Source organism: Sulfuriferula nivalis (assembly GCF_009937995.1).
Lineage (GTDB): Bacteria > Pseudomonadota > Gammaproteobacteria > Burkholderiales > Sulfuriferulaceae > Sulfuriferula > Sulfuriferula nivalis.
Genome location: NZ_AP021881.1, coordinates 898,261 through 911,873, shown reverse-complemented (window position 1 = coordinate 911,873; position 13,613 = coordinate 898,261). Strand labels below are relative to the sequence as shown.

The following is a 13,613-nucleotide window of genomic DNA, read 5'->3' as shown; positions in this document are numbered from 1 at the left end:
AATCCCCGCCGCAAATATATCATGACCCAACTTAAAATCTATTTACGCACTTACTGTCACTTATGCCATGATTTGCTGGCTAAACTCGCCCCATATCAACAACGCTATGGATTCGAAATTATTGAATTAGACATAGACACCAGCCCTGAACTGGAAGAACGTTATGGCGCATTAATCCCTGTCCTGACAGGGGCTGATGACAATGAAATTTGCCATTATTTCCTTGATGAAGCCGCGCTTACAGATTATTTATCGAAAATCCGTTAAAATCATGACTTCAGATTGCCCCTAGGCGCACCGTGTGTGCCTTTTTTATTGATGAAAAACATACGAAATTTCTCCATTATTGCCCATATTGACCACGGCAAATCCACCTTAGCAGATCGCATTATCCAACTCTGCGGCGGGTTATCTGCACGTGAAATGGAAGCACAAGTTCTCGATTCTATGGATTTGGAACGTGAACGTGGCATTACCATCAAAGCGCAAACTGCAGCATTGGAATACAAGGCGCGTGACGGCCAGATTTATCAGTTGCACTTAATTGACACCCCAGGTCACGTCGATTTCTCCTACGAAGTCAGCCGTTCACTATCAGCATGTGAAGGCGCGTTATTGGTAGTTGATGCATCCCAAGGTGTAGAGGCACAAACGGTTGCAAACTGCTACACCGCAACCGAATTAGGTATGGAAGTCGTTCCGGTACTCAACAAAATCGACCTCCCCGCCGCTGAACCTGAACGGGTCATGCAGGAAATCGAAGACATTATTGGTATTGATGCCAGTGATGCAGTTCATGCATCTGCTAAAACAGGCATAGGCATAGAAGACATTCTCGAAGCCGTTATTAGCAAAATCCCGCCACCCCAAGGTGACCCTGATGCACCGCTAAAAGCATTAATTATCGACTCCTGGTTTGATAACTATGTCGGCGTAGTAATGTTGGTGCGTGTATTTGATGGACGCATACAACCTAAACAAAGAATCCGTTTAATGGCGACCAAAACGGTCCATCTGGTTGAACAAGTCGGCGTATTCACCCCGAAAGCACGTCAACTTACCGAGCTATCAGCTGGCGACGTAGGCTTTATCATCGCAGGTATCAAAGAACTCAAAGCTGCCAAAGTTGGCGACACTGTCACTCTGGATGGCAATCCAGCCACTGAAGCACTGCCTGGTTTCAAAGAAATCAAGCCGCAAGTTTTTGCAGGTCTATACCCTGTTGAATCACATGACTACGACGCACTGCGTGATGCATTGGAAAAACTCAAGCTCAACGATGCATCTTTGCAATATGAGCCAGAAGTCTCTCAAGCATTAGGCTTTGGCTTCCGTTGCGGTTTCCTTGGCTTACTGCACATGGAAATCGTACAAGAACGCTTAGAGCGTGAGTACGACATGGATCTCATCACCACTGCCCCTACCGTTATTTATGAGGTAGTGATGAAAGGTGGCGAAGTCATCCATATTGAAAACCCATCAAAATTACCTGAGCTCTCCAAAATCGAAGAAATACGTGAGCCCATGATTACCGCGACCATCCTCGTACCAGAGGAGTATCTCGGCAGCGTAATGACGCTATGTACGCAAAAACGCGGCACGCAGACAAATATGCAGTACATGGGACGTCAAGTCATGCTCAATTACGACATGCCGATGAATGAAGTCGTGATGGACTTCTTTGACCGACTTAAATCAGCTACACGTGGCTATGCCTCACTGGATTATGATTTCAAAGAATATCGCACTGCGGACTTGGTGAAGCTGGATATCCTGGTCAACAACGAAAAGGTCGATGCGCTCTCGCTGATCGTCCACCGTGCCACCAGCCAATACAAAGGACGCGAGCTGGCTTCAAAAATGCGTGAGTTAATTCCACGTCAAATGTTCGACGTAGCAATTCAGGCAGCCATTGGTGCACAAATCATCTCTCGTGAAAATGTGAAAGCACTACGTAAGAATGTGCTGGCAAAATGCTATGGTGGCGATATCAGTCGCAAGCGTAAATTGCTGGAGAAACAAAAAGCAGGTAAGAAGCGCATGAAACAAGTAGGTAACGTAGAAATTCCGCAAGAAGCCTTCCTCGCAATTCTGCAAGTTGGCGATAAATAAGGATTTAACCCCATGGATTTTGCACTCATTATGTTTGTAGCATTGGTTGTCACTGGCGTAATCTGGCTAATTGACAGTCTTATCTTCAAACCAAAGCGCACTAAAGACGCGAAAATGCCAGTCTTAGCAGAATATGCCCAGAGCTTTTTCCCCGTCATACTCGCTGTCTTCATGCTGCGCTCATTTCTGGTAGAGCCGTTCAAAATCCCGTCCGGCTCTATGCTCTCTACCTTGCTGGTTGGCGATTTTATTCTGGTGAACAAATACACCTACGGCATCCGCATCCCTGTCATCAACACCAAAATTTTAGAAGTCAGCCAACCTAAAAACGGTGATGTGATGGTGTTTCGTTATCCACAAGATCCCAGTCTGGACTACATCAAACGTGTGGTAGGCGTACCGGGCGACACGGTACGTTATTACAATAAAAAACTGACTATCAATGGCAAGGCTATTTCACAAGAGAGTGACGGCATTTTCAGCTATGTCGATAGCAACCTGAATGCTGTCAGTGCTAACCAATACACCGAGAAACTGGGTGAACATACCCATAAAATCCTGATTCTTCCCGATACACCAACCGTCTTTGTTGACCAGGTAAACAGCCAATTCCCACATCGCCAGAATTGCGATTACAATGACGAAGGATTCACTTGCAAAGTACCGCAAGGCTACTATTTCATGATGGGCGATAATCGTGACAGCAGCAATGACAGTCGCTACTGGGGATTTGTTCCAGACCGCAACATAGTTGGTCGTGCTTTCATGATCTGGTTTAACTTTGATAATTTGAAACGTATTGGTCATTTCATAGAATAAAGAGGGCATAACATGCGTAACAAACAACGTGGTATCAGTTTATTTGGGATGTTTTTTGTAGCTATGGGTTTAGTATTTATTGCTCTGGTAGTAATGAAAGTCATCCCCCCATATATCGAATATGTTTCAATAAAAAAAGTCTTCAATGCTATGGTTGCCGATCCACAAATGCAGGATGCGAAGCCATCACAAATTCGTGAATCGTATGTCCGTCGCTCCAGCATAGACAATATCACCAGTGTCAAAGCTGATGATGTAGATATTTCCCGTGACAATGGCAAACTCACGCTCAGTGCAAAATATCACGTAGAAAAACCACTATTTGACAACATTGGTATCTACATTGACTTCGCACCAACAACCGATGCCAATGGCGCACCCTGATTTACACCCTGTAGAACGCGCGCTGGGCTACACCTTCAAGCAGCCGCAACTACTCGTACAGGCGCTCACCCACCGTAGCTTTAGTACGCCGCACAATGAGCGCCTCGAATTCTTGGGTGACAGCGTCCTCAACTGTGCGATTGCCCAGCAACTGTATAGTCACTTCCCTGATTTACCAGAAGGTGTTTTATCACGACTACGCTCCAATCTTGTACGCCAGCAAACCCTGCATGAAATTGCCACCGCACTGGCACTCGGCGAGCACTTACGTCTTGGTGACGGCGAAGTTAAAAGCGGCGGACGCAATCGCCCATCCATACTGGCAGACGCTGTAGAATCATTATTTGGTGCGATATTGCTCGATAGTAATTTTGATCAGGCTCAGCTAATTATTCAACAGCTCTATGCCAAACGTATCGCCGCTATCGACCCTGCTACACCCGCTAAAGATCCTAAAACCTTGCTACAGGAAGCCTTGCAAAGTAGACACTTGCCACTGCCACACTATGAGCTCATCAATGCAACGGGGCATGCGCATGAGCAAATTTTCAGCATCAGTTGCAACATACCTGCACTCTCTATCCTGACCACAGGCACTGCAAACAGTCGTCGAGCAGCTGAACAAGCCGCTGCACAGAGCGCGTATGAAGCGCTTAGCAAATAACGCCTCAAACCAACGCTTAAGCATTCTCCCACAGTGGATGTGACTTCCAATAATCAACCAGCCAAGCCAGTGCCAAGCCATGATGATGGCTGTTCCACGCCATAAAAAACTGCGCACTGGATTTAGGTTCGGCTACAGTCTTAATTACCAGACGCCCATTAGCTTGTGCCGTCATGGCCAAAGCCTTAGGCAAATAACCAACACCCAAACCTGCTTCCTGAGCTAACAATTTCGCCGTCATATGGGGCACGGTCAGCACATCCTGCCCATTAATCAGGCCTGATGTACGAGCAGGTAATTGCCGAGAACTATCTGCAGCCGAGACTGCCCGAAACTTGACAATATCAACAACCTGCAATGGTTCAGGATAATCTGCCAACGGATGATCTGGTGCAACAGCAAAAACAAAATCCACTACCCCCATCGCGTGCGTCACATATCCACCACCCCCAGGTCCATCACTAGGTGCGCCGATTACCAGATCAGCCCGTCCGTCAACCAGCGCATCCCAGCAACCGCCAAACACCTCGGTGCTTACACGCAATCGCGTACCGAATCCTTGCGCATAAAATGCATTCAGCCCAACATATAACAACTGCCAATCTATCAAATCACTAACCGCAATACGCAGCTCGACTTCAACGCCAGCAGCAATACGTTGCACACGTGACTCAAGCTCACGTGCGGCATCTAACAGATAGCGCCCATCACGTAGCAAAGTTACACCAGCCGCTGTTAACACAGCACGATGACCACTACGGTCAAATAGCTGCACCGATAAATCCTGCTCCAGCTTCTGCACGCTATAAGTCAGCGCTGACGGCACCCTATGCAATATTTGTGCAGCAGCCGCAAAACTGCCGTGGGTTGCAATGGCATCAATGACTACTAAATGATCAAGATTTAGCTTCATTATCAAATTTATTGAACATAATATGCAGAATTATTCGCTATCATTCAGATTATTTCAATACTAAACTAAATAGCATCAACATCAGGAGAAATCATCATGCTTACCCTATACCCTGCAAATCAACGTGGTCACGCCCAACATGGCTGGCTGGAAAGCTGGCATAGCTTTTCTTTTTCTGACTACTATGACCCCAAAAAAATGGGCTTCGGTAGCTTACGCGTGATCAATGATGACTATATTGCGCCCAGCGCAGGCTTCCCGACCCATCCTCATCGCGACATGGAAATTATCACTTATGTGCTGTCAGGCTCGCTCGCGCATAAAGACAGTATGGGTAACGGCTCGATAATACAAGCAGGTGATGTACAAAAGATGAGCGCAGGCACAGGCATACAGCATAGTGAATTCAATCCATCGGCTGATACACCTGTACACTTGCTACAAATATGGATACAACCAGCTCAACGCGGCATTACACCCAGCTATGCACAACAAAATTTTAGCGTACAGGACAAGCAGGATAGGCTCTTGCTGATTGCTGCGCCCGAAGGTGCACCGATACCATTGCATCAAGACTTGAAGCTATACGCAGCCAATCTGTCAGCAGGCAGCGAGCTTACCCATCAATTCGCGCCGGCTCGCTCTGGTTATCTGCATGTTGCAACTGGCAGCATCATGATTAACGAGTTGACCCTTAGCGCAGGGGATGCAATCACTATAGAAGATACCACCAGCATCACTATCAGCACCCAGGACCAGGCAGAAATATTGCTTTTTGACATCCACCCACAGTGACACAATAAGGACACCACCATGACTACCAATGTATTTACCCCGATCAAACTAGGTCGCTATACCCTTACCAATCGCATCGTCATGGCACCGCTCACCCGTTGTCGTGCTGATGAAAACAATGCGCCACGCGCAATGAACGTTGAATACTATCGCCAACGTGCTACAGCAGGGCTAATCATCAGCGAAGGCTCACAAATCACGGCAAAAGCCGTTGGCTATCTGGGCACACCAGGCATATACAGCGATGCACAAATCGCAGGCTGGCAGCAAGTCACGGCTGCCGTACACAGTCGCGGTGGTCGCATCTTTCTGCAACTTTGGCATTGTGGCCGCGTCTCACATCCATCCATGCTTCCAGACAACATGCAGCCAGTTGCGCCTTCGGCTATACGTGCAGAAGGTCATGCCCACACCATGGAAGGCGTACAGGCATTTGTTACCCCACATGAACTCACGACAGCCGAAATTGCAGTCGTCGTCGCTGAATTTTCTCAGGCAGCACAAAATGCATTGCAGGCCGGCTTTGATGGCGTAGAAATCCATGGTGCCAACGGTTATCTGATTGACCAGTTTATCCGTGACGGCAGCAATCAGCGCACCGACGAATACGGCGGTTCACTTGCAAATCGTGCACGTTTCTTACTGGAAATCACCCAGGCAGTTGTTAACGTATGGGGCGCAGACCGAGTCGGCGTGCGTTTATCCCCTATCAATCCATTTAACGACATGAGCGACAGCAACCCTCAAGCCACATTCGACTACGTGGCTCAAGCACTCAGTCCATTCCAGCTAGCTTACCTGCACGTAACAGAATGGGCAGGACATGATGCCAGCCAGCCCAAACCAGCATTCGATTTCGCACAATTACGTGCCGCCTATCAGGGCACTTACATGACCAACGGTGGTTATACGTTAGATAAAGCAAATGCAGCGATTAGCTCAGGCACAGCCGACCTGGTTGCATTTGGCAGCCTCTACATTGCCAATCCTGACCTCGCCGAGCGTTTTGCCCAAAATGCGCCGCTCAATACGCCTGATGCCAGCACATTTTACGGTGGCAATGAAGCGGGCTATACAGACTACCCTAGCCTGACACTAGCCGCCTAAGTTAATTCTGCACTATCCCGATGCCACAGTTCCCTGTGGCATCATCCCGTCTATCTGTGAAATATGTTACGCTACGACGATAAACCTCATCATCAGGAATCGCCGTAATGTCACAAGAAAATTTAGCAAAAACTCGCTGGCTAGTTGTCGCCGATGTCGTCACCGCTGCCTTAGTTGGTGTCGCCCAGGCCGCTGAACGCGCCATCAGCATCCGAGGTGAATTTCACATCGTGCTGGCAGGTGGCAACACGCCCAAAGCCTTATACGAACGACTGACAAATCTGGAGACCGACTGGTCATGCTGGCATATCTGGTATGGTGATGAGCGCTGCCTGCCCGCCGATGATATCAACCGCAACAGCCACATGGCGACACAAGCCTGGCTGGCGAATTGCCCTATTCCTGCAACTCACATCCATACCATCCATGCTGAACGCGGCGCAGAAATAGCGGCGGCCGATTACGCCGAACAACTACAACAAGTGGAAATGTTTGACTTAGTGCTACTAGGCCTAGGTGAAGACGGCCACACCGCCAGCCTGTTCCCAGACCAGTTTGATCCAGATAACCCTGCAGCAGCCATCGCCGTACACAATGCCCCCAAGCCACCTGCAGACAGAGTGAGCCTCACAGTACGTTGTCTGAACGGCACTCGCGCCGCACTGTTTCTGGTAACGGGTGCTGGCAAGCGTGATGCAGTAGCAGCATGGCAGCGTGGCGACCCCATCCCGGCGGCTGCGATTGCAGTAAAAACAGGCGTCGATGTGTTGTTAGAACCCGTATGCGTAAAGGAAAATGTATGAAATTAGCGCTTATCATCAGCCTGCTTTTTGCCAGCCACGCATACGCTACGGGGATGGACGAAAAAACCACCACCCTCGCCGATCAACGCGAACTGGCGCTCACTATTTACAATGATGATTTAGCCTTGGTCAAAGACCAGCGCAAAGTCGGCCTGTCTGCTGACACCAACCGCTTGGCATGGCGCGATGTATCCGCACGCATACGTCCCGAAACCGCCCTGCTACGCAACATCAACGATGCCGCCGGCATACGGTTACTGGAACAGAATTTCGATTATGACCTGCTTACGCCACAAAAACTGCTGGAAAAAAATGTCGGCAATAGCGTTACAGTCGTCAAAACCAACCCAGTCACAGGTACAGAAACCCGTGAAACTGCCACCATACTGGCGGCCAACAGTGGTGTCGTGCTGAAATATGCTGACCGCGTAGAAACAGGCATCAACGGGCGCATCGTCTATGCAGGCGTACCCGATAATCTGCGTGATCAACCCACGCTGACCATGACCGTCATCGCCAACAAAGCCGCCAGTCAAAATCTGGAATTATCCTACCTCACGGGCGGCTTATCGTGGCGTGCCGATTACGTCGCCGAACTCGGCGCCAATGACACAAAAATGGATTTGAACGGCTGGGTTACTATCAACAACCAAAGCGGAACCAGCTACCCCAATGCCAAGTTGCAATTTGTTGCAGGTGACGTCCACCGAGTCAGCGAACAGCTACGCCCAGAGATGGTTGCACGCGGAGCCATGAGCGTGGCGAAAGTGGATAGTGCTAACATGGCACAGGAAGGGCTGTTTGAATATCACCTCTACAGCCTGGGACGCACTACCACATTAAACAACCAGCAAACCAAACAAGTTGCTCTGCTCACCGCCCCACAAATCAGCGTACGCAAAACACTGGAACTACGCGGTGCAGAATATTATTATCAAGGAGCAACAGGTGATTTAGGACAAAAACTCAAAGCCAGCGTCTACATCAGCTTTGACAACAAAGGCGGTAATCTGGGTGTGCCGTTACCTAAAGGCATCATGCGTATCTACCAGAAAGACAACGCTGGCAACGCCCAGTTTATAGGCGAAGACAGCATAGACCACACCGCAAAAAATGACACCGTCCGACTAAAATTGGGCGATGCGTTCGACGTCTATGCCGACAAAAAACAGACCGATTTCCAGAAAGTTGCCGGCGCACGCAACAGCTACGAATCGGCCTACCAAATCATTCTGCATAACGCCAAAGCGACAGCTGTTACCGTCAGCGTATTTGAACCCATTCCCGGCGACTGGAGCATCCTCAGTGAATCACAACCTCACATCAAAGCAAACGCCAACACAGCGATGTGGTCGGTGATTATTCCTGCAGAGGGGCAAACCAGCTTAACATACCGTGTCAGAGTAAAATACTAATCACAGCTGTTTACCCAAACAGCCAGAAAGCAGGCGAGCAATCAGGAAAGCGAGTAAAATAACACCTATATTTACAGCCACACGGTCCACACCATGAACCCCAGCAATCCCGATTTTCGCACTGGTTATATCGCCATTATTGGTCGCCCTAACGTGGGCAAATCCACACTGACCAATCACATCGTCGGTGCGAAAGTCAGCATTACCTCGCGCAAGGCGCAGACTACGCGACATCGTATCCATGGCATATATACTGATGCAGACGCACAGTATATTTTTGTCGACACTCCCGGCTTTCAGACTCAATACGACAGCGCGTTAAATCGCGGTATGAATAAAACCGTAGTGGATGCTTTGCACTCGACCGACGTAGTACTGTTCGTCATCGAAGGTACGCGCTTTGATAGCCGTGACCAGAAGGTGGTGGATTTACTGCCTAAAGATATCCCCGTGATTCTGGTGCTTAACAAGCAGGATCTGGTTAAAGATAAAGACAGCCTGTTACCATTTATGGCTGAGATGAATGAGATATTCCCATTCGCTGCCATCGTGCCCATCTCCGCCCGCAATGGCGAGCAAGTGCCGCGATTGCTGACGACCATCCGCAGCTATTTACCCGTAGCCGAAGCCATGTTTGACGAGGACGACATTACCGATAAAAGCGAGCGTTTTCTTGCTGCCGAAATGGTGCGTGAAAAAGTATTCCGCTTGTCAGGTGAAGAAGTGCCCTACTCCGCCAGCGTAATGATAGAAAAATTCGAACAGGAAGGCGATATGCGCCGCGTTTTCGCCACCATCCTTGTCGATAAGGAAAATCAGAAGGCCATTATCATCGGCCATCAGGGCAGCAAGCTCAAGGAAATCGGCACGGCTGCACGGTTGGATATGGAGCGCCTGTTCGGCGGCAAGGTTTATCTGGAGCTATGGGTCAAGGTCAAAGGTGGCTGGGCTGATAGCGAACGCATACTCAAACAACTGGGCTATGATTAAAATAGTCGTATGAACGCACGTCTGCCCAGCACACATGAACGCGGACGCGTGGATAACACGCTGGGTCTGGTGTTGCATAGCTACCCTTTCCGCGAAACCAGCCTGATTGCTGAAGTATTCACTCAGGAACACGGCCGTGTTGCCATGGTTGCGCGCGGTGCACGGCGCCCACGGGCGCAATTACGCGGACTGATACTGTCGTTTACCCCGTTATTAATTTCCTATGCGGGTAAAAACGAATTACGCACACTGCACAGCGCAGAATGGCAAGGTGGTCTACCTATACCGCAAGGCATGGGCTTATTGTGTGGTTTTTACATCAACGAACTGCTGCTCAAATTACTCGCCCGCGACGATCCGCACCCTGCTTTATTTGAGCATTATCTCGCCACCTTACGCGCGCTCGCCACGCCGCATTTAACCCAAACGGGCTACGCTGTTATTCTGCGTCAGTTTGAACAAAAACTGCTAGCCGAACTGGGTTATGCCCAGCCATTTACACACACTGCAGATAGCCACAGTGCAATTCTTGCCGATGATTATTACACCTACATCTGCGAACGCGGTGCAGTATGTCAGCCTAACAGCGAATCAGGCATTACCCTGCGCGGCAAAACCTTGTTAGACTTGGCACAAGGCAATTACGACGACCCAGTCAGTCTGCAACAAGGCAAACAGCTCATGCGCCACATCATTAACCACCACCTCGCAGGGCAAACCTTGCATGCGCGGGAACTACTCAAGGATTTACAACAACTATGATACAACTCGGTGTCAACATTGATCACATCGTAACTATACGTCAGGCACGTGGCACACGTTACCCTAGCCCCGTACAAGCCGCACTGGTTGCTGAATCTGCTGGTGCGGATGCGATTACTTTGCATCTGCGTGAAGACCGCCGCCACATTCAGGATCATGATGTCGACACCCTGAGTCGCGTCCTCACCACACGCATGAATCTGGAAATGGCTGTAACTGATGAAATGCTGGCCATTGCCTGCCGTGTTAAACCGCAAGATGTATGTTTAGTACCGGAACGTCGTGAAGAACTCACCACCGAAGGCGGGCTAGATGTCGCTGGACAAGTAGACAAAGTTAAACGTGCTTGCGGCATACTCGCCGATGCCGGCATACGCGTGTCGTTATTCATCGATGCAGACGAACGCCAGATTGCTGCTGCTCATGCCTGTGGCGCGCCCGTGATAGAAATTCACACTGGAAAATTTGCCGACGCCACCAGCCGTAGCGAACAGGCTGAAGAATTGCAACGCATCAAAGATGCTGTTGCCTATGCCCATCAGCTTGGTCTGCAAGTCAACGCTGGACACGGCCTGCATTATCACAACGTCCAAGCTATCGCCGCGATACCCAATATCGCCGAGCTCAACATTGGTCACGCCATTGTTGCCCAGGCGCTATTTGTAGGCTGGGAAGCTGCAATACGCGATATGAAGCAACTGATGCTGACCGCAGCGCTTAACCCCGCGGTATAATTCACTTTTTCACCCTTCCCGTGCAAACGGGAATGCAGCCTTGCGAGTCAAACTATGTACATAACCAGCCAATTTGATGCAGGCGCAATCGACATTATCGATGCTGGCCAGCCCGACAATATCCGCCTCAATATCCGCGCCGACAATGCCTGCGAATTTCGTCAATGGTTTTATTTCCGCATTCAGGATGTACGTAACACTCCACTCACAATCAGGCTGGAAAATGCTGGGAACTGCACCTATCCACAAGGTTGGGAAGGTTATCAGGCTGTTGCCAGCTATGACCGCCAAACATGGTTTCGCATTCAAACCGACTACGACGGGCAAGTGCTGACTCTGCAGCACACCCCCATCCACAATAATATTTTCATCGCCTATTTTGCGCCTTACCCCTACGAACGCCACCGCGACTTAATCGCATTTGCCAACACCCATGCTCACGTCAGCAGCCTGGGCACTACGATAGAAGACCGCCCCATAGATTGCGTTACGTGGGGTACAGGTCCATTACCTATCTGGATAATCGCACGTCAGCACCCTGGCGAAACAATGACCGAATGGCTGATAGAAGGCTTAATAAATCGGCTATTTAACAATAACGATGTTATCGCACGCCAAATCGCACAACTTGCTACGCTGCACATTATTCCTAATATGAACCCGGATGGCGCAATTCACGGCAACCTGCGCAGCAATGCCGCAGGTATCAACCTGAATCGGGAATGGATGTATCCCAGCTTGAATAACAGCCCCGAGGTCTATCACGTGCGTAACCAGATGCACACAACCGGAGTCAGTCTGTTTCTTGACATCCACGGCGACGAAACCATCCCACATGTCTTTACCGACGGCTGCGGCATGATCCCCGACTACCCTGCTGCCAGCCTCGCGCAGGAACAGACTTTTACCCAGCTATTAGCCTCTACCACACCTGATTTTCAGACCGCATATGGCTACGCACCCGACAGATTTTCAGACGAAATGCTGACTCTTGCCTCCAAGTATGTTGGCCACACCTTTGGCTGTGTCTCACTCACACTGGAGATGCCATTCAAAGACCACAACAACCGTCCCGACACCACGTATGGCTGGAGTCCCATACGTAGCCAGCAATTAGGCAAAGATTTATGTGTACCAATATTGGCGCATTGTTTGAGTCTGCAAAATAATTGAAGCGTATTTTATTCACACCCTGTAACAAATTTACAAGCACAAACGGGGTGGAGTAAACTCAACTACCTGACCATAAATTAATGGTTTAGTGGAGGTGACATGCGATATACAGTTATCATCCTGTCTGTGTTTTTTGCGACACCCGCTTTTGCCACTGATGCCCGAAATTACATACTCATGCCTGAGGGATCTGATGTAACTGAAGGCAGGCTAACTTATAGCGAGATTACCTCCCCAAGCACACACACTGACAACCAAACAGAATTACTCAGGCATACGCATTATTTCAACATCGGTAGCGATTTAGCTGCTATCGGTTTGATCGTGCCATATACAAGTCTAAAGCAGCAATCAACGCGAACAAATGGCTATGGCGACCCTGTACTTATGTTTGCATGGGGGATGTACAACATGCCCGCCCTGACACCACAACAATACGCACTTCATGATAAAAACGGATGGACTTCGGCATGTGCCGTTTTTGTAACACTACCTGTAGGTGCATATAATTCGAACAACATGCTGAATACAGGGGGTAACCGTTATACAGAAAAAAGCGAGTGCCAGGCGGGATGGGCACATAACGGACTACTACTAGAGATGGTGGGTGGATTTACCCATTATGGCGATAACAATGATTATTACCATGGCAATGTATTAGCACAAGATAATCTTTACCACTTTGAAACACACAGCAGTTACAAATTTACGCCACGAATATGGGCTAGCCTGGATACTTTTTATCTGCATGGCGGTGATGTCAGCCTGAACAATCACGACCTCAATCTGCAACAAAACGCATTATCAACCGGCACCATCATACGTTATGCTTTTGACAAGCATCAATATCTGCGATTACTGTATCAAGATACCATCATGGCTACCAACACTTCCAATAAGGTGAACAGCATCACCTTGTCTTACATCTATTTGTGGTAATCA

15 protein-coding genes are annotated in these 13,613 nt (G+C 49.0%); 14 read left to right on the top strand and 1 reads right to left on the bottom strand.

Annotation, left to right across the window (positions count from 1 at the left end; genetic code table 11):
• Positions 1 to 21: 21 nt before the first annotated feature.
• From SFSGTM_RS04815 to rnc, 5 genes are read left to right on the top strand one after another with little or no spacing between them, the layout of a single operon-like run.
• Positions 22 to 267 (top strand): glutaredoxin family protein, encoded by a 246-nt coding sequence (locus tag SFSGTM_RS04815; RefSeq protein ID WP_162084187.1) that lies wholly within the window; start codon positions 22 to 24, stop codon positions 265 to 267.
• 51 nt (positions 268 to 318) lie between these two features.
• The gene (lepA, locus tag SFSGTM_RS04810) at positions 319 to 2,112 is read left to right on the top strand and encodes a translation elongation factor 4 (protein WP_162084186.1); all 1,794 of its coding nucleotides are present in this window, start codon (positions 319 to 321) and stop codon (positions 2,110 to 2,112) included.
• A 12-nt stretch (positions 2,113 to 2,124) separates the two neighbouring features.
• Positions 2,125 to 2,931, top strand: a complete 807-nt coding sequence (gene lepB / locus SFSGTM_RS04805) for a signal peptidase I (protein WP_162084185.1) — start codon at positions 2,125 to 2,127, stop codon at positions 2,929 to 2,931.
• 12 nt (positions 2,932 to 2,943) lie between these two features.
• Positions 2,944 to 3,315 carry a DUF4845 domain-containing protein gene (locus SFSGTM_RS04800; protein ID WP_162084184.1) on the top strand — a complete coding sequence of 124 codons (372 nt, stop codon included), beginning with the start codon at positions 2,944 to 2,946 and terminating at the stop codon, positions 3,313 to 3,315.
• Positions 3,296 to 3,979: a ribonuclease III gene (gene rnc, locus SFSGTM_RS04795; RefSeq protein ID WP_162084183.1), complete on the top strand. Its 684-nt coding sequence runs from the start codon at positions 3,296 to 3,298 to the stop codon at positions 3,977 to 3,979. The genes SFSGTM_RS04800 and rnc overlap by 20 nt, the downstream gene beginning before the upstream one ends.
• Before the next feature lie 16 nt (positions 3,980 to 3,995).
• On the opposite strand, the gene SFSGTM_RS04790 is transcribed toward rnc, so the two are convergent.
• A complete protein-coding gene (locus SFSGTM_RS04790) occupies positions 3,996 to 4,898 on the bottom strand; it encodes a LysR family transcriptional regulator (RefSeq protein ID WP_162084182.1) in 903 nt (300 codons plus the stop codon).
• 90 nt (positions 4,899 to 4,988) lie between these two features.
• Between SFSGTM_RS04790 and SFSGTM_RS04785 the strand changes: the two genes are divergently transcribed.
• The 9 genes from SFSGTM_RS04785 to SFSGTM_RS04745 all read left to right on the top strand — a co-directional run bounded on the left by SFSGTM_RS04785 (position 4,989) and on the right by SFSGTM_RS04745 (position 13,610).
• Positions 4,989 to 5,687 carry a pirin family protein gene (locus tag SFSGTM_RS04785; protein WP_162084181.1) on the top strand — a complete coding sequence of 233 codons (699 nt, stop codon included), beginning with the start codon at positions 4,989 to 4,991 and terminating at the stop codon, positions 5,685 to 5,687.
• 18 nt (positions 5,688 to 5,705) lie between these two features.
• Entirely contained in the window at positions 5,706 to 6,794 is a 1,089-nt protein-coding gene (locus tag SFSGTM_RS04780) for an alkene reductase (RefSeq protein ID WP_162084180.1), read from the top strand.
• A gap of 107 nt (positions 6,795 to 6,901) precedes the next feature.
• On the top strand, positions 6,902 to 7,597 hold the full coding sequence (gene pgl, locus SFSGTM_RS04775; protein WP_162084179.1) for a 6-phosphogluconolactonase: 696 nt from the start codon (positions 6,902 to 6,904) through the stop codon (positions 7,595 to 7,597).
• Positions 7,594 to 9,012, top strand: coding sequence for a DUF4139 domain-containing protein (locus SFSGTM_RS04770; RefSeq protein ID WP_162084178.1), 1,419 nt, complete (start codon positions 7,594 to 7,596; stop codon positions 9,010 to 9,012). Before pgl ends, SFSGTM_RS04770 begins: the two co-directional genes overlap by 4 nt.
• A 93-nt stretch (positions 9,013 to 9,105) precedes the next feature.
• Positions 9,106 to 10,002 (top strand): GTPase Era, encoded by an 897-nt coding sequence (gene era / locus SFSGTM_RS04765; RefSeq protein ID WP_162084177.1) that lies wholly within the window; start codon positions 9,106 to 9,108, stop codon positions 10,000 to 10,002.
• A 9-nt stretch (positions 10,003 to 10,011) separates the two neighbouring features.
• Positions 10,012 to 10,764 carry a DNA repair protein RecO gene (recO, locus tag SFSGTM_RS04760; RefSeq protein ID WP_162084176.1) on the top strand — a complete coding sequence of 251 codons (753 nt, stop codon included), beginning with the start codon at positions 10,012 to 10,014 and terminating at the stop codon, positions 10,762 to 10,764.
• The gene (gene pdxJ / locus SFSGTM_RS04755) at positions 10,761 to 11,498 is read left to right on the top strand and encodes a pyridoxine 5'-phosphate synthase (RefSeq protein ID WP_162084175.1); all 738 of its coding nucleotides are present in this window, start codon (positions 10,761 to 10,763) and stop codon (positions 11,496 to 11,498) included. The genes recO and pdxJ overlap by 4 nt, the downstream gene beginning before the upstream one ends.
• A 54-nt stretch (positions 11,499 to 11,552) precedes the next feature.
• Entirely contained in the window at positions 11,553 to 12,671 is a 1,119-nt protein-coding gene (locus SFSGTM_RS04750; protein WP_162084174.1) for a M14 family metallopeptidase, read from the top strand.
• A 99-nt stretch (positions 12,672 to 12,770) separates the two neighbouring features.
• Complete coding sequence (locus SFSGTM_RS04745; protein WP_162084173.1) at positions 12,771 to 13,610, top strand: transporter; 840 nt, start codon at positions 12,771 to 12,773, stop codon at positions 13,608 to 13,610.
• Positions 13,611 to 13,613: the final 3 nt, after the last annotated feature.